The sequence below is a fragment of the Nocardia sp. NBC_00416 genome, from assembly GCF_036032445.1.
Classification (GTDB): Bacteria; Actinomycetota; Actinomycetes; order Mycobacteriales; family Mycobacteriaceae; genus Nocardia.
Map to the genome: position 1 here is coordinate 852,775 of NZ_CP107932.1, position 16,163 is coordinate 868,937.

At 67.4% G+C, this 16,163-nt stretch carries 14 protein-coding genes; 8 read left to right on the forward strand and 6 right to left on the reverse strand.

Features of this window, described 5'->3' with window-relative positions; translation table 11 throughout:
* The first annotated feature begins 24 nt into the window (after positions 1–24).
* Positions 25–1,443, forward strand: a complete 1,419-nt coding sequence (locus tag OG804_RS03955; protein WP_328393956.1) for an MFS transporter — start codon at positions 25–27, stop codon at positions 1,441–1,443.
* A gap of 132 nt (positions 1,444–1,575) precedes the next feature.
* On the forward strand, positions 1,576–2,100 hold the full coding sequence (locus tag OG804_RS03960; protein ID WP_328393958.1) for a hemerythrin domain-containing protein: 525 nt from the start codon (positions 1,576–1,578) through the stop codon (positions 2,098–2,100).
* Positions 2,101–2,117: 17 nt separating this feature from the next.
* On the opposite strand, the gene OG804_RS03965 is transcribed toward OG804_RS03960, so the two are convergent.
* Positions 2,118–2,573, reverse strand: a complete 456-nt coding sequence (locus OG804_RS03965; protein ID WP_328393960.1) for a MarR family winged helix-turn-helix transcriptional regulator — start codon at positions 2,571–2,573, stop codon at positions 2,118–2,120.
* A 173-nt stretch (positions 2,574–2,746) separates the two neighbouring features.
* Positions 2,747–4,129, reverse strand: a complete 1,383-nt coding sequence (locus OG804_RS03970; protein WP_328393962.1) for a lipase family protein — start codon at positions 4,127–4,129, stop codon at positions 2,747–2,749.
* A 424-nt stretch (positions 4,130–4,553) separates the two neighbouring features.
* On the opposite strand from OG804_RS03970, the gene OG804_RS03975 reads away from it, so the two are divergent.
* Complete coding sequence (locus OG804_RS03975; protein WP_328393964.1) at positions 4,554–5,906, forward strand: lipase family protein; 1,353 nt, start codon at positions 4,554–4,556, stop codon at positions 5,904–5,906.
* Positions 5,907–6,324: 418 nt separating this feature from the next.
* Complete coding sequence (locus OG804_RS03980) at positions 6,325–7,365, forward strand: phosphotransferase family protein (RefSeq protein ID WP_328393966.1); 1,041 nt, start codon at positions 6,325–6,327, stop codon at positions 7,363–7,365.
* 67 nt (positions 7,366–7,432) lie between these two features.
* Here the strand turns inward: OG804_RS03980 and OG804_RS03985 are convergent, their stop codons facing one another.
* The 4 genes from OG804_RS03985 to OG804_RS04000 form a co-directional block, all read right to left on the reverse strand.
* The gene (locus OG804_RS03985) at positions 7,433–8,716 is read right to left on the reverse strand and encodes a cyclopropane-fatty-acyl-phospholipid synthase family protein (protein WP_328393968.1); all 1,284 of its coding nucleotides are present in this window, start codon (positions 8,714–8,716) and stop codon (positions 7,433–7,435) included.
* 74 nt (positions 8,717–8,790) lie between these two features.
* Positions 8,791–9,663, reverse strand: coding sequence for a sugar phosphate isomerase/epimerase family protein (locus tag OG804_RS03990; RefSeq protein ID WP_328393970.1), 873 nt, complete (start codon positions 9,661–9,663; stop codon positions 8,791–8,793).
* A complete protein-coding gene (locus tag OG804_RS03995) occupies positions 9,660–10,850 on the reverse strand; it encodes a dihydrodipicolinate synthase family protein (RefSeq protein WP_328393972.1) in 1,191 nt (396 codons plus the stop codon). Before OG804_RS03995 ends, OG804_RS03990 begins: the two co-directional genes overlap by 4 nt.
* Positions 10,847–12,010, reverse strand: coding sequence for a Gfo/Idh/MocA family protein (locus OG804_RS04000; protein WP_328393974.1), 1,164 nt, complete (start codon positions 12,008–12,010; stop codon positions 10,847–10,849). Before OG804_RS04000 ends, OG804_RS03995 begins: the two co-directional genes overlap by 4 nt.
* 176 nt (positions 12,011–12,186) lie before the next feature.
* Between OG804_RS04000 and OG804_RS04005 the strand changes: the two genes are divergently transcribed.
* From OG804_RS04005 to OG804_RS04020, 4 genes are all read left to right on the forward strand, one after another.
* Positions 12,187–13,227, forward strand: a complete 1,041-nt coding sequence (locus OG804_RS04005) for a LacI family DNA-binding transcriptional regulator (RefSeq protein WP_328393976.1) — start codon at positions 12,187–12,189, stop codon at positions 13,225–13,227.
* Positions 13,228–13,449: 222 nt separating this feature from the next.
* Entirely contained in the window at positions 13,450–14,226 is a 777-nt protein-coding gene (locus tag OG804_RS04010) for an ABC transporter permease (RefSeq protein WP_328393978.1), read from the forward strand.
* Between the two features lie 43 nt (positions 14,227–14,269).
* Positions 14,270–15,310: an ABC transporter substrate-binding protein gene (locus tag OG804_RS04015; RefSeq protein WP_328393980.1), complete on the forward strand. Its 1,041-nt coding sequence runs from the start codon at positions 14,270–14,272 to the stop codon at positions 15,308–15,310.
* A 16-nt stretch (positions 15,311–15,326) separates the two neighbouring features.
* Complete coding sequence (locus tag OG804_RS04020) at positions 15,327–16,130, forward strand: ABC transporter ATP-binding protein (RefSeq protein WP_328393982.1); 804 nt, start codon at positions 15,327–15,329, stop codon at positions 16,128–16,130.
* Positions 16,131–16,163 lie beyond the last annotated feature (33 nt).

The following is a 16,163-nucleotide window of genomic DNA, read 5'->3' on the forward strand; positions in this document are numbered from 1 at the left end:
CCTCGCGGCCCGGGTAGGTGTGGTGTGAATACGGCGGAGCAGCGTTCGGACACTTCCGGGACCAAGGCCCTCATCGCGCTGGTCGTGGCGGTTTTCGGGTATGCGCTCATGCAGACCGTGGTCGTTCCGGCGTTGAAGCTGCTCGAGACCCGGTTGCACGCGACCCCGACGACGTCGGCCTGGATCCTCACAGCGTTCCTGCTGTCCAGTGCAGTGGCGACGCCGCTGCTCGGGCGGCTCGGCGACCAGTTCGGCAGGCGCAAGGTCACGCTCGCGGTGCTCGCCGTCTACGCGATCGGAATGGCCGGTGCCGCGGCTGCGCAGAACATCGGCCAGCTCATCGCCGCACGCGCTGTCCAAGGGTGCGCACTGGCGTTGGTGCCGTTGGCGATGGGAATCCTGCGGGAGGCGCTGCCGGTGCGGCGGTTGCCCTTCGCCATGGGCCTGGTGTCGGGCGTGGTGGGGGCCGGCGGCGGCGCGGGTCTGATCGTCGGAGGTCTGCTGGCCGACCACTTCTCGTGGCGGTACCTGTTCGTCCTCGGTGCGGTGCTCGCGCTGGTGAGTCTGCTGCTCGCGGCGTTGTGGGTGCCCGCCGACCAGCACACGGCGCGAGGCGGGCTCGACTGGCCGGGGGCCGTGCTGCTCGCAGGCAGCCTGGTCGCGATCCTGCTGGGTCTGGCAAAGGGGCCGTCGTGGGGATGGTCCTCGGCTTCGGTGCTCGGCCTTTTCGCGGTCGGGGTGATTCTGGGTGTCGCCCTGATCGCCGTGGAACGGCCCAGGAGCGACGCCCTTCTCGATATCGGTGAGCTCAGCGACCGGCCGATGCTGTTGACACACGCCGCCGCTTTTCTCTTCGGGGCCGGTTCGTACTTCTTCTATCTGGCCCTGCCGCTGTACGCGCAACTCGAACCGGATGCCACAGGTGTCGGCTTCGGGTCCACGATCACCGTGGCCGGCCTGCTCATGTTGCCCGGAATGCTCGCGGTGGTGCCGACGAGCATGGCGGTCGGCCGAATCGCCACGATGTTGGGGCCGCGCTGGCCGCTGGCCGGCGGCTGGGCGTTGTTCGTGTCGGGTTCGCTGCTGTTCGTCCTCGTTCACGACCGGATGTGGCAGCACGCGGTCTTCTACACGATCGTCGGCGCCGGTGCCGGCTTGGTCATGGGCTCGCTGCCCAAGCTGATCGCCGAGAACGTGCCCTTGGCACGGACCGGAACTGCCAACGGCATCAACAACATCGCCCGCACCGTGGGCAGCGCCGTGGGTACCGCGCTCGCCGCCGCGGTGATCGGCAGCGGTCTGACGTCCGACGCCACCTTCAGCACCTTGTTCTGGCTCGCGGCAGGCGCGGCGGCCGCGGGTGTCGTGGCCGCGCTCTTCACGGCGCGGCACGAACCGGCGACGTCCCGTGCCGAGCAGCCGGTGGCCCGGGTCGCCTCGTGAACATCTTCCGCGCGGCCGCACTCGCCGACCTCCAGCACGAGCCGCGCGGGCTCGGGCGCCCGGCGACGGCAGGACCGGACAGCATGCCTCGGGCGGAGTCTCTCCCACTGTCCCCGAACCGGTCGCGGCCCCATGGTTGAGGCCGATCACGACGAGCCCGTGTCCAGCGGCCCACCACTGGACGCGGGCCGACAGCTGGTCAAGGCGCACGACTACCTGCGTCGCGAGCTCGCCGAGTTGGGGGAACTCATCGCATTGGTCGAGATGAGCGTGGTGAACGCCGGCGCCGTCCGCTCACGCCTCGCGACTTTGACCCGGCAGCAATCCAGTCGAGTGGTCGGCGCTCACTGTGCGGCCTATTGCCGGATGCTCGCCGGCCATCACACCAGGGAGGACAGGGTGATCTTTCCGCATCTACGGCGGGCCGATCCGACGTTGGCACCGAAAATCGACCGCCTCGTGACAGAGCACCGGACTGTCCACGAGACCATCGAACATCTCGACCGCGCGCTGCTGGCGTTCATCGCGACCCCGGACGACATCACCGCGGTACGCGCCGCGTTCGACCTTCTCGCCGCAACCCTGCTCGACCATTTGGCGTACGAGGAGAGCGTGCTCGTCGAGCCGCTCGCACGTTTCGGCCTCGGCACGGCCTGACCGGGCCCGAGAGCCCGTCAGCGCCGCGACACCCATGCCGGGTCGTGCGCGGCCAGTATCCGCTCGGCAACCCGCGGCCACCGCTCGCGGTCCTCGCTATCGATGTCCGCCGTCAAAGCCTCCAGTCGAGCGGTCACGTCATCGTGCGCCGCGACGGCAAGCCGCCTGCCCTCGTCGCTGAGCGTGACGACGCACGCACGACGATCGTTGGCGTCGGGCATCCGGGAAACCAGGCCACGCTTGACGACACGGTCCACCGAGCCGGTCATGCTCGACCGTTCCAGATGCATCATCCGACTCAGCTCGGACATTCCGACCGGACCATCGAGCAGCATGCACAACACGTGTAGCTGTTGCGGAGTCAGCTCATGCCGACGACCGACGTCCGCGAACACATGCTGCACGACATGCGACAACCGCACCAGAGACGCGGCAACCCCCAGTTGTGCAGACCCGTCCGCCGTCGTGACCATCACACCTCCCACGCGAAGTCTAGCCGACAATAGTTCGGACTACGAACCAATCAGGCGCGGGTGGCCGCCACACCGGAACCCCGCTCAGCTGCGGCAGGGCGTCCGGCGGCGAGCCGGCAACGAGGTCCCGACCGGCTGCCTCTCGGCGCGAAAGGCATTGTGGTACCTAGGGTCTAGGAGCACTCGTTCGGCGCGGACTCGCCTTGCAGACGCGCATCGAGCCAGGCGAACGCACCGGGGAATCCGGTGCCCAGACCGGTCACGTGTTCACCCGGCTCGCTGCGGAAGACCGCGGGGACACCGCGGGCACACTGCGTGCGATAGAGCTGCTGTGCCCCCGCGAGCGGAATCCAGAGATCGTGGGCGGCGTGGTAGATGTACAGCGGCACCGCCGAGGTCCGGTCACTGAGATCGGTGCGGGCGAAGATCTCGTCGGCGACAGCGCTGTCGAGCGGGTGGGGAATATCGGCGGCGACTTCGAGCGGTATGCCGACCACACCCAGCGGGCCGAGCGCCTCGCCGCACGCGTTGTTGATCGGCGACGTCGCCACCCACTGCGCCAGATGGTTCATGTTGTCCAGGATTTCGGGGTGTTCGCGGGCGTAGGCGAGCACGACCGCCAGCAGTACTCCGGAGGCGAATTTGCCGTCGAAGCTGTTCGCGACGACCCTGTTGTCGGTGACCAGTCCGCCCATCGCAGCGCCCACGACCACATCGGCCAGTTCGGGCGCGTAGTCGCCGAGCAGCATGGCCGCCGCATAGGAGGCGATCGCGCCCCCGGAGTATCCGGTCAGCGCGAAGCGGCTGGCACCGAACTCGGAACCGGGCAGCGAGCGCACGGCGCGAATGCCGTCGAGGATGACGTGTGCGGCGACGTTCGGCTCCGCGTAGGCCATGAACGGGCCCTCGTGATCGGGAATCAGCACTGCGTACCCGCGGTTCATCGCCGACTCGGTCGTCGGTGTCAACGCGTCGATGGCACTGCTGCTGGTGCCGTCCTGTCCGTGCGCCATCGCGTAGCCGGGCGTACAACGCAGCCCGAGGGAGTTGATCGGTTTATTGTCCACCAGGACCGGCCGGCTGCCGGGACCTGTCCAGGCCGCCGCCGGAACTACCAGGGTGGCCGTGCCGAAGGAGGGCGCCCCCGCCGCGGCCGTCGATCGAAACTTCAGCAACACCGCACGGCCGAGCGGTGCGGCGATCCCCGGCGCGGCGACCGCGGTGATGTCACGCTGTTCGATCACCTCACCGGGGGCCATCCGGTCCACTCCGGCCGGCCAGGTGTCGAAAATCGGGTCACCCGTCGGCGGGGACTGCACCGCGTGCCACAGGGCGGCCAGTTGCGGCGGTAGCTCGCCGATGGGCGGTGCGGGTGCGGCAGGCAGTGGTGGCGGGGGGAGGGCATCATCGATACCGCGCTGCAGGCCGGAAGGGGGCGGAGGAGCCGGGACATCCTCGGCGACCGCCGACGGCAGTCCCACCAGGATCAGGCAACATGCCGTGATCACACCTGTCAGCGCCCGCACGAGGCCTGCTCGCGCACGGACCCAATTCATAGAGCTACCTCTCGAGATCAGTGAATATGCCTTCGGGCCGATACTCTTCGAAGGCATATAGAAGCCACCGCGCGTCCGCCGTTCGGTCTCGGCGAAATGCGTTGGGATGCGCGCTGGTCGGCTGATGCAACAGTAATTGTTCTGAGCGGTTGTCCGCTCATCGTCGCGCCGGGTCCGTACTTCTCACCGCGGTCCCGGGATGCCGTGTGAATTCGCCACAAAGGCACCGGATACCTTCGGGCCCTGCGACTTAAGGCGTCACCTGCCGTTGCTCAGCCGGTGTCGCGACCATCCCTCGGTATGGCGGAAACCACAGTGGAAACGACGGTGTGCTGTGAGTGGCCCTCAATATCATCAATGGCGGCGGATCGAGCTCAGCGACTGTCGATACTGATGGAAATTTTTTGCAGTGAGGGTGAGGTTCGTGAAGCCGCTTCTGGCAATCGTGGTGACTGTTCTGGTCGGTTGTACGTCGTTGGGCGGTTTCCCGTCCCGTGCGTACGCGGATGCACCGGAGGGCCCGGCAGCGCCGGCGGCCGCGAACCCGTCACCACTGCAGCAATGGATCGACGGCACGATCCCCGCTCCCGTGCAGTTCGCGGGTGGTGAGCCCGACCAGTCGCTGTGGCGCGGGGTGTTGCCGTCGGCGACAGAGGACCCGATGTTCGACGCCTGGCCCGCCGACCTCGCGACCCTGTCGCCGGGACAGATCATCGAAACGCGCGATATCACGGCGACGACCGCGGCGAGAATGGCGACGCCCATCTCGCGGGCGACCCTGCTGAAGTTCCGGTCCACCTCCGCCTCGGGCGCTCCGTCCTTCGGGACCGCGACGCTGATCGTCCCGGCGACGGCGTGGCCCGGACCCGGACCCCGGCCGGTGGAGGTGAACGCGATGCCGATCAATTCACTCGGGTCGCACTGCACCCCCGGATATCAGTTCTCGCACGACCTCTTGGATCGGCCCAACACCGATCTTCCGGTCTTCCTGCCGTCGGTCTGGTGGGCGCTGAGCAAGGGACACGCGGTCCTCATGCCGGACCATGAGGGTCCGCTGATGGCGTACGCCGAACCCAATGTCGCGGCACATGTGATGCTCGACGCCATCCGTGCGGTCCGCGCCCATGTGCCGGGTGAATTCGGTGCCAGCCGATATGTGGCCATCGGCTATTCCGGTGGCGCGATCGCCTCCTATGCGGCGGCCATGCTGCTCGACGAGTACGCACCGGACCTGGCGGGTGTGCTGATCGGCGCGGCAGCGGGCGGCCTGGTCACCGACAACTCGAGTGTGGCCCACCAGTTCAACGGCAACATCTCCTCCGGGATCCTGTTGACGGTCGCGCTGGCGGTCTCGCGCGAACACCCCGAGATCCTTCGCTACATGAATCATCTCGGTCAATGGGTGGCGAGCTCGCCGCTGCGTGACATCTGTGGCGACGCCTCCGGGCCGCTCGGCGTGGTCGGCATTCCGATCGACGTCGCGGCGAACACCGCGAACGCGCTGGACACTCCGTTCGCCGCGAAGATGTTCGAGCAGTTGGACCTGACCGGGCGAACGTCGACCGTACCGCTGTACATCTACCACGGCCTGCACGATCCGTGGATTCCGCTCGACGACGCCCAGCGCATGTACCAGCAACAGTGCAGCCGTGGCGTTCCGGCCGTTTTCCGCATCGTGGGCGGCGAGCACCTGCTCGGTTATGTCAGCGGCTATCCCGAACTCGGCGGTTGGATAGATGCGCGCTTGCGCGGCGAACCCGCGCCTAGCGAGTGCTGAGCGGCCGACGTTCTCGCAACTCGACATGCGGGGTCGCCGGCTCGCCGACCGGCACGATGCCGAACGACAGTGGCGGCCGGATCGGGTCCCGCGCCGAGACCGTCTCGCCGTGGCGGCACAGAGCGCATCACCTGCCTTGATGAACCGGCCTGTACGGCCCGGCGCAGTCCATAATCCGGACAGCGGCCGGGCCGTACCCGTCAGGTGGGGTATCAGCCCGCCACGATCCGCTCCCGCGGGTCCCGCGGCAGCTCGGGCCATGCCACCCGGCGGAGCGCATCGGCGGTGTTCGATTTCAACGCTGACCAGGGCGTCAATATGGGGCACTAGCGGAAAACGTCTCATACGAAGCAGGCTGGGTTACACCGGCGCCCAGCAGTACGGCACCGGTGGCAGAACCCGAGGAGATGGCGAATCGATGACCCGAGACGACAGTGACCTACCGGCGCCCCGGCGCGTCGCGGCCGGTATCGATATCGAGCGGGTCACCGGTTGGTTCGCCGAACACATCCCCGCGGCCGCGCCACCCCTGCGGTTCGATCTGATCACCGGCGGCCGGTCCAACCTCACCTACCGCGTCCAGGACGAGTCCGGATCCCGCTGGGTGCTGCGCCGACCGCCCACCGGACACGTGCTGGCCTCCGCACACGATGTCGTCCGCGAGTTCCGGATCCTCGACCTGCTCGCCGGCGGTCCGGTTCCCGTCCCCCCGGTCCTGGGTTGCTGCGCCGACCACGCCGTGACCGGCGCCGATTTCTACGTCATGGAGTACGTGGACGGGATCGTCGCCGCCGACGCCGCATCCGCCGCCGCGATCCCCGAGGCGAGCCGCGCCGTCGCCTCGCGCAATATCGTCGATACGCTCGCGGCAGTCCACGCTGTCGACACCACCACCGGGCCGCTGGCCGAGATGCGCAGATCCGGCAGCTACCTGGAACGCCAGCTGCGCCGCTGGCACCGCCAGCTCACCCTCGGCGGTCTCGGACCCGGACCTCTCTGGGAGGTCCATGACCTCCTCACCCGGCGGATGCCGGACGAGCGCTGGACCGGGATCACCCACGGTGACTTCCGCCCGGGCAACCTGCTGATCGGGGTCGACGGAACCGTCCGGGCAGTTCTGGACTGGGAGCTGTGGACGGTCGGCGATGTCATGGCCGATATCGGCTGGCTCGCCGCCGCTTGGACATCGGCCGAACCGTTCGGCTGGGCTCCCGACCCCGCCGCGGGTTACCTCGATATCGACACGGTGCTCGCACGCTACGCCGACGCCACCGGCCGGGCCCTCGACGATCTGTCCTACTACCAGGCATTCGCGCTGTGGCGGCTGGCCGCCATTGCGGAGGGGGTGGCGGCGCGTTTCCGCGCCGGAGTAATGGGGGAACAGGACATCGACGTGACGGAGCTGTCGGAGCGACCCGCCCGCCTGGCCGAATCCGCGCGCGCGGTACTCACCGGCTGAAGTCGACAAGGCACCGAGCGACACCGGAACAGGTGTCCGGAGACAACCGTGCGCTGATCCGCGCGGTCTATCCCCAGACTCGTCGCGTCGCGGGCATATCGGCATGCCCCGTTGCCTCCGGAACCACACCGAGTACCTGGTGGATCCCGAGGCCGCAGTCCTCGAAGCCCAGCGCGGAGGCCGCCATATAGAGTCGCCAGATTCGTGCTCGCCCTTCGCCGACGAGTGCGGCCGCCTGTTCCCAGGCGTTTTCCAGATTCGCGACCCAATTGCGAAGAGTGCGCGCGTAATGCTCGCGCAGGGCCTCGACATCGCGAACCTCGAATCCGGCGCGTTCCATGGCCAGGACGACTTCGCCCACGTCCACGAGTTCGCCGTCCGGGAAGACATAGCGCCCGACGAAGGATCGACTCTGCATGACGGAGCCGCCCGGCGAAGAGATGGCGTGGTTGAGCAGCCGGCCGCGCGGGCGCAGCAGTGCGCGCAGGGTGCCGAAGTATTCGTCAGCGCGCTTGGAGCCGACATGTTCGAACATCCCGATCGAGGAGATGGCGTCGAACTCTTCGCCGCGCAGGTCCCGATAATCGGCGAGCCTGATCTCTACACTGCCCGACAGTCCCGCGTCGGCGACTCGCCGCCGGGCGAGCTCGACCTGAGCGCTGCTGATGGTGACGCCGACGACCTGCGCCCCATAGGTCGACGCCGCGTGCATCGCCATGGACCCCCAGCCGCAACCCACGTCGAGCAGGCGCATACCCGACTGTTCGGCCGCGCCCAATTTGCGGCAGATCAGGTCGTGCTTGGCGCGCTGGGCGTTCTCCAGTGAGCCGTCGTCGTCGGGCACGAACCGCGCGCAGGAGTAGGTCATGCTCGGTCCGAGGATCAGCCGGTAGAAGTCGTTGCCGACGTCGTAGTGGTGACTGATCGCCGCCGCATCGCGACGTTTGGTGTGCAATGGTCCGCGACGCGGGCGTGCCTCCTCCGGCGGGCGCCGCGGGCGACGGCCGAGCGCCCCGAGTCGCCGCGCCGTGGCGACGGCCTGCCAGGCTGCCCCGAGACCGAGGCGGGTGTCGTCCGGCGCGGTCGACTGGAGTGCTCGAAGCATCGTGAAGATGTCGCCGTCGAGATCCACTGTGCCGGAGACGAATGCCCGCGCCATGCCGAGTTCGCCGGGCGCCCAGACCAGGTGGCGCAGCGCATCCTCGGATCGCACGCGCATCGTGCCGGGGCTTTCGCCGTCGGGGTGGATCGCGCTGCCGTCCCAGAATTCGAACCCCACCGCAGGGTGCGGGCCGAAGGCGGCGTGCAGCAGAGGTCCGAACGCGGCAGCGATCGTGGCCTTGTTACCCATCCGACCACTATGGCCCGCGTCGCGCCGCTGGTGCGGCACCGACGCGGGCCATCCGGGCTGCCGCGTGTCCGGGTTCAGCCCACGAGGGACGGAAGGACCAGATCTCGGTAGCGCTGTTTCATCGTCTCGATCACTTCCCGGCCGTCGCCGGCCCATACCGCGGCATTGAAAATCTCGACCTCGACGTCGCCGCGGTAACCGGCGTTGCGAACCCACCGGCCGATAGTCGCGAAGTCGATGACGCCGTCGCCCATCATGCCGCGGGACAGCAGTGGATCGGCGGTCATCGGGTTCAACCAATCGCACACTTGATACGAGCTGATCCGTCCGGAGGCACCGGCCCGGGCGATCTGTTCCGCCAGGGTCGGATCCCACCAGATATGGAACGTGTCGACCACGACGCCCACGGTCTCCGCCGGATGCGGCTGCGCCATCGACAACGCCTGTGCCAGTGTGGAGATCACCGCGCGGTCGGCGCAGAACATCGGATGCAGCGGTTCCAGAGCGAGGCGGATACCCCGCTCGGCCGCATACGGGACCAGCAGTGCCAGCCGCTCCTCCACTCGCGCCCGCGCGGCGACGAGATTCGGGTCCGGCATGCCGCCGACCACCATCACCAGTTCTCGCGTGCCCAGTGTCGCCGCGTCGTCGATGGCACGGCGGTTGTCGTCGAGTGCCGGCTGCCCGTCGCCCGGCTCGGTCAGGAAGCCGCCCCGGCACAGACTGGAGACACGCAACCCCGCATCGGCGACGATCTTCGCCGCGGCAGCGGCGCCGATCTCGTCGACCCGATCCCGCCACAGTCCGATCGCGCCGAGCCCCGCGCGGGCAGCGCCGTCCACCGCCTCGGCGAGAGTCCACCGCTTCGTCGTCGCGGTATTCAGCGACAGGGATCGGTACGGATCGGTCAGGTCGAATGGAATATGCTGTGCCGCAACCGATGTCATGATGCCGATCCGTTCAGTTCGAGGTAGACCCGCATGCGGTGTGCGGCCAGGTCCGGGTCCGACAGTAGTCCGGCCTTGTCCGCGAGCCGGAACAATTCGGCCAGATGGGGTACGGATCGGCCGGTGGACAGCCCCGCCACCATCGAGAAGCCCGGTTGTCTACCGTTGAGCCACGACAAGAACGCGATGCCCGTCTTGTAGTAATACGTCGGCGCGGCGAAGATGTGGCGTCCGAGAGCCTGTGTGGCGCTGAGGATCTCCGATGCGCGCGTCGTATTGCCGTTGTCGAGTTCCTGTAGCGCGGTGGAGGCGGCCGGGTAGATCGCCGCGAAGATGCCCAGCAGTGCGTCCGAATGCCCTTGCGCGTCACCGATGATCAGCTCGGGGTAGTTGAAATCGTCGCCGGTGTACAGCCGTACCCCGTCGGGCAGCGCGCGTCGCAGTGCGATCTCGTGCGCTGCGTCGAGCAGTGAGACCTTGACTCCGTCGATCTTCGACCTGTTGTCCTCGATGAGCGCGCGGAAGGTCTCGGTGGCGGTATCGATGGCGGTGCTGCCCCAATATCCGTGCAGTGCGGGATCGAACATGGTGCCGAGCCAGTGCAGGATCACCGGCCGATCCACCCCGGCCAGCAATTTCTCGTAGACGTACAGGTAGTCGGCGGCCGACTGCGCGACCTGTACCAGTGCCCGCGAGGCCATCAGAATCACCTGTGCTCCGGCGTCGGTCACCACGTCGATCTGCGCGCGATAGGCGTCGACGATCCGGTCGAGTCCGGCCGATCCGGCGGGGAGTCCGGCGAGGTCGAGCTGATCGGTTCCGGCCCCGCAGGCGAGCCTGCCGCCGACCGATGCGGCCTCGGCGCCGGATCGCCGGATCAGTTCCGCGGTCGCCGGCCAGTCGAGGCCCATTCCGCGCTGTGCAGTGTCCATGGCATCGGCCACGCCGAGCCCGTAGGACCACAGTTCGCGCCGGTAGGCCAGCGTCGTGTCCCAGTCGACCGCCGCGGGCGCACCCGGCGTGTTGTCCGCCGTCACCCGCGGAATCACGTGCGCGGCAGCGAAAGCCACCCGCGAGGTGATCGGTCGCGTCGGGCGCGTCCACGCGCCCGGCGTACCGAGGACGTACGGTTCGAGCCGGTCGCCGACGGGCAGCGCGACCGACAGGCCCGTGGACGTCGCGGTCACAGCGTCACCACCGGGATCTCGATCCGACGGCCTTCGGCGGAGCTGCGCAGTCCCAGTTCGGCCAGTTGCACGCCGCGTGCGGCGGAGAGCAGGCCGTAGCGGTGCGGCCGTTCGTGCACCACATCGGCGAGGAACTCCTCCCACTGCAATTTGAATCCGTTGTCCAGATCCGCGTTCGCGGGCACTTCCAGCCATTGATCACGGAACGGCTCGGTCACCGGAAGATCCGGATTCCAGACCGGCTTGGGCGTATGCGAACGATGCTGCGCGACGCAGGTGCGCAAACCGGCGACGGCCGAGCCGTGCGTTCCGTCGATCTGGAACTCGACGAGCTCATCGCGGTACACGCGCACCGCCCACGACGAGTTGATCTGTGCGATGACGCCGTTCTCCATCTCGAAGATCCCGTAGGCGGCATCGTCGGCGGTGGCCGGATAGGGATTCCCCTGTTCGTCCCATCGGGTGGGGATATGGGTCGTCGCCTTCGCGGTGACCGCCTCGACCTTGCCGAGCAGTCCCTCGAGCACGTAGTTCCAGTGACAGAACATATCGACGACGATGCCGCCGCCGTCCTCGGCGCGGTAGTTCCAGCTGGGTCGCTGGGCGGGTTGGCCGTCGCCCTCGAAGACCCAGTAGCCGAATTCGCCGCGCAGCGAGAGGATCCGGCCGAAGAAGCCTTCGTCGACGAGCCTGCGCAATTTCACCAGGCCGGGCAGGTAGAGCTTGTCGTGCACGACGCCCGCGGTGACGCCGGCATTCGCGGCCACCCTGGCGAGTTCGACGGCCTCCGCCAGTGTCTCGGCGGTCGGCTTCTCGGTGAAGACATGTTTACCTGCCTTCATCGCCGCCGCCAGCGCCGCCGCGCGACGTGAGGTGACCTGCGCGTCGAAGTAGATATCGATCGACGGATCGGCGATGACGGCGGCGGCGTCGGTGCTCCATTCGGCGATGCCGTGTTGTCCGGCGAGTTCGGCGAGCTTGGCGGCATTGCGGCCGACCAGGATGGGCTCGACCTGGACGCGGGTGCCGTCCGGGAGCAGCAGGCCACCGCTGTCGCGGATCGGCAGGATCGATCGCATCAGATGCTGGCGGTAGCCCATGCGACCGGTGACGCCGTTCATGGCGATGCGGAGCGTGCGCGGGGGAGTGGAATCGGGCATTGGTATGTGCCTCTTCTGATTTGCGTAGCCGACGACCGCAGAATGGGTCGTGGACGGTGCGGATGGAACCGCACGCGTCGAGTGGACGAGTCAGCTCGGAATGCGCTTTCCAAGCTATGCTAGTCACGAAGTCCGGTCAACCCCCCACCCGTACCGAGAGATCGAGGCACGAAGCCATGGCGGCTGTGAGATTGCAAGACGTCGCGACCCGGGCGGGCGTTTCCCAGGCGACCGCATCCCGTGTGCTCAACGGCTCGTCGCGGGTTCCCGGCGAAGGTGTCGCCGACCGGGTTCGCGCCGCCGCCGCCGAGCTGGGATATGTGGCGAACGCCCAGGCCCAGGCCCTCGCACGGTCGTCGACCGGACTCATCGGACTCGTCGTGCACGATATCGCCGACCCCTACTTCTCCTCGATCGTGCAGGGCGTCCAGGCGGCGGCGCGCCGGGCGGGCAAACTCGTCCTGCTGGCCAGCACGCAACGTGATTTCGATATCGAACGCGAATCCGTGAGCACCTTCATCTCGCACCGCGCCGATGCCATCATCCTGGCGGGTTCACGTCAGAGCGGGGATCTCGACCGCGACCTCGAGAAGGAATGCGCGCGGTATCTGGACAACAGCGGCAAGGTGGTCGTGATCGGACAGCCGCTGTCGTTCGGTGCCGCCGTAGAGCCCGAAAATAATGCTGCAGCAGCACAATTGGCATATGCCTTGCTCGAGCAGGGGCACCGAGATTTCGCTGTCATCGGCGGGCCGGGCAATATCCGGACCGCTGTGGACCGGCGCAACGGCTTCGTCGAAGCGCTCGCGACGCGGGGCGTGACACCGCTGGTGGAGATCGCGGGGGATTTCTCCCGTGACGGCGGTTTCAGCGCCGCGCGTCGCCTTTCCGCCGCACTGGATCTGCGTCCCGGGCAGGTCGGCGATGTCGCGCCCTGCGTATTCGCCGTGAGCGATGTGATGGCGATCGGGGCGATCGCGGCGTGGCGTGAGCTCGGCCTCGCGGTCCCCGGTGATGTCTGCGTCGCCGGGTTCGACGATATTCCCACGCTGCGTGACCACGTGCCCGGTCTGTCGACGGTCGCGTTGGCGCTGGTCGATATCGGCGAGCGCGCCGTGGGGCTCGCGCTCGACGACTCCGCCACGGCTTCGCGTATCCACGAATTCGTGCCCGGCCGCGTGATCCTGCGCGACAGCAGTGTTCCGCGACAGGTCTGACCTGCGACAATTCCAGACCCTTGACACTGTGGGTCCGGTCACACTAGCCTCGGTTCCAGCTTCGGAAAGCGCATTCCCAGCGGGCGCAGTGCGAACCCCGCTCCACTACTAGCTCTAGGACTCCAGATGGCGGTAGTCATGTCCGTCGAGGCCGGTTCCTCCGCACCGAAAGCGACGCAACCCGTCCGCACTCGGCGCCGGAAGCTCCCATCCCTATCCACAGTGTGGTCGACCGTATGGCGGCCCCTCGCCCTGGTGGCGGTGCTCGTCGCCGCATGGTGGGCCGTCACCGAGTTCGAACTCGTCGAGCCCTACATCCTGCCGTCGCCGGCGGATACCTGGCGCACCGCCGCCGACAACTCGGCGTACCTGTTCGAGAACACCTGGGTGACCACCTACGAAACGGTGGTCGGCTTCGTCATCGCGGCGCTGATCGGCGAAGCCGTCGCCCTGGTGATGATCTACTCCCGCGGTGTCGAGCGCACGATGTACCCGCTCATCCTCTTCGCGCAGGTCATCCCGAAAATCGCGATCGCCCCGCTGTTCATCGTCTGGCTCGGGTTCGGCACCAGCCCCAAGATCCTCGTCGCCGTACTGATGGCATTCTTCCCGATCGTCATCTCCGGTATGGCCGGGCTGCGCTCGGTGGATCCCGAGATCCTCGAGCTCACCTCCACCATGGGGGCGAGCAATTGGAAAACGTTCGTCAAGGTACGTTTTCCGGCCTCGCTGCCGCAGTTGATGTCCGGCCTCAAGATCGCCGCCACGCTCGCGGTCACCGGCGCCGTCGTCGGCGAATTCGTCGGCGCGAACGAGGGGCTCGGCTACGTGATTCTGCAGGCCAACGGAAATATCGATACAGCGATGCTGTTCGCCGCCCTGATCATCATGTCCCTGCTGGGCATCATCCTGTTCGCGATCATCGAGATCGCCGAGCAGTTCCTCATTCCATGGCACGCCTCCCGCCGATCCACGGCTTCGGCCGTCGGCGCGGCATGAGCATGTCGAACCACTGTTTTCGCGTTACCGCTGGAGAACTCGCATGAAATTAGGATTTCGCACACTCACGACGATCGGCGCCGCCGCGGTGGCCTCGGTCCTGGTATTGACCGGCTGCGGGGGCGGCGGCAACGACGCGAAGGGTCCCGGCACCGACGGGAAGACCACCGCGGTATCGCTGATGCTCAACTGGTATCCCTACGGCGAGCACGCCCCGTTCTATTACGGGGTGCAAGAGGGCATATTCGCCGCGCACGGTATCGATCTGAAGATCTCGGCCGGTCAGGGCTCGACCAAAACCGCGCAGGCCACCGGTTCGAAGCAGACCGACTTCGGCTGGGCCGATACCCCGGCGGTCCTCAGCAATATCGATAAGGGCGTCAAGATCAAGAGCGTCGGCGTCTACCTCCAGACCACGCCGTCGGCAGTGCAGGTATTCGCCGATTCGGATATCCGGACACCGGCCGATCTGGCAGGTAAGACCATCGCCGTCTCCGCGGGAGACGCCCCGACCACGACTTTCCCGGTCTATCTCGACAAGGCGGGCGTTCCGGCGGATCAGGTCACCCAGCAGAGCCTCGATTCGGCGGGCAAGATGTCGGCGATGCTCTCGGGTCGCGTCGACGGGCTCATCGGATTCGCACACGACCAGGGCCCCACGATCGCCGACAAGAGCGGCAAAGAGGTCCGTTACCTGCGGTATTCGGACCAGGGCCTGAACTTCTTCAGTAACGGGCTGATCGCGAATCAGGCCACCATCGAATCCTCGCCCGAGCTGGTACAGGCCATGGTGGACGCGACGAGCGAGGCCTTCGCCGCCGCGGTCGCGAACCCGCAGGCGGCGGTCGCCGCGATGGAAGGTAAGGATCCGCAGCTGCCGCCGCAGCAGGTACTGCTCCAGCAGTGGCAGCAGACCATCCCGCTGCTCAGCACACCGGAGACCGCGGGTAAGGCGCCGGGAACCAATTCCGAAGCGAATTGGCGCGCCACCATCGATGTCCTGAGCAGTGCGAAGCTCCTCGACAAGGCCGAGGACCCGGCCAAGTACTGGGCCGCTGAGTTCACACCCACCACTAAGCCGTGACCGGAGCAGTGACGATATGAGCACGCCCACCACCACCATCGCCCGCACCGACAGTGCGGTCGCGGTCACTGACCTGACCGTACGGTTCTCCTCCGCCCGCGGTGAGGTCACCGCACTGCACGATGTCGACCTGCAGGTCCGTCGAGGCGAATTCGTTTCGATCGTCGGCCCGTCCGGCTGCGGCAAATCGACGCTACTGAAAGTCGTCGCCGGTCTCACCGATCCGAGCGGGGGCAGCGTCGAACTCGGCGGCGCCCCCGTGCGGGGGCCGCAGCGCAATATCGGCTACGTATTCCAGCGCGCCGCACTGCTGGAATGGCGGACCGTACGCAAGAACATCCTGCTGCAAGCCGAGATGCGCGGTCTGAACAAACGGGCGGCCGCGGCCGAATGCGCGCGTCTCATCGAGATGACCGGACTCGGCGGATTCGAGGACGCCCTGCCACACGAACTCTCCGGCGGTATGCAGCAGCGGGTTTCGCTGTGCCGGGCCCTGCTGCACGAACCGGAAGTGCTGCTGATGGACGAGCCGTTCGGCGCACTCGACGCGCTCACCAGAGAACGGATGAATGTCGAGCTGCACCGGATCTGGCGGGAAACCGGCACCACGGTACTGCTGGTCACCCATTCGGTGGCCGAGGCCGTATACCTCGCCAACCGGGTGGTCGTGATGAGCCCACGGCCGGGCCGGATCATCGAATTGCTCGACGTCGATCTGCCCGCGCACCGGAACTACGCCACGACGATGGAGGCACCGGAATTCATCACGGTCGCCAACCGGGTTCGGGATCTCCTCGGCGCGGTGGCGCAGGCGGACTGATAGTCGATCCGCATACTCGCCGACAGGAGTCGA

Coding starts and splice junctions, on each gene's coding strand:
- OG804_RS03960 (WP_328393958.1), top strand. CDS start 1,576: ATGGTTGAGGCCGATCACGACGAGCCCGTGTCCAGCGGCCCACCACTG.
- OG804_RS03965 (WP_328393960.1), bottom strand. CDS start 2,573: ATGGTCACGACGGCGGACGGGTCTGCACAACTGGGGGTTGCCGCGTCT.
- OG804_RS03970 (WP_328393962.1), bottom strand. CDS start 4,129: ATGAATTGGGTCCGTGCGCGAGCAGGCCTCGTGCGGGCGCTGACAGGT.
- OG804_RS03980 (WP_328393966.1), top strand. CDS start 6,325: ATGACCCGAGACGACAGTGACCTACCGGCGCCCCGGCGCGTCGCGGCC.
- OG804_RS03985 (WP_328393968.1), bottom strand. CDS start 8,716: ATGGGTAACAAGGCCACGATCGCTGCCGCGTTCGGACCTCTGCTGCAC.
- OG804_RS03990 (WP_328393970.1), bottom strand. CDS start 9,663: ATGACATCGGTTGCGGCACAGCATATTCCATTCGACCTGACCGATCCG.
- OG804_RS04000 (WP_328393974.1), bottom strand. CDS start 12,010: ATGCCCGATTCCACTCCCCCGCGCACGCTCCGCATCGCCATGAACGGC.
- OG804_RS04005 (WP_328393976.1), top strand. CDS start 12,187: ATGGCGGCTGTGAGATTGCAAGACGTCGCGACCCGGGCGGGCGTTTCC.
- OG804_RS04015 (WP_328393980.1), top strand. CDS start 14,270: ATGAAATTAGGATTTCGCACACTCACGACGATCGGCGCCGCCGCGGTG.
- OG804_RS04020 (WP_328393982.1), top strand. CDS start 15,327: ATGAGCACGCCCACCACCACCATCGCCCGCACCGACAGTGCGGTCGCG.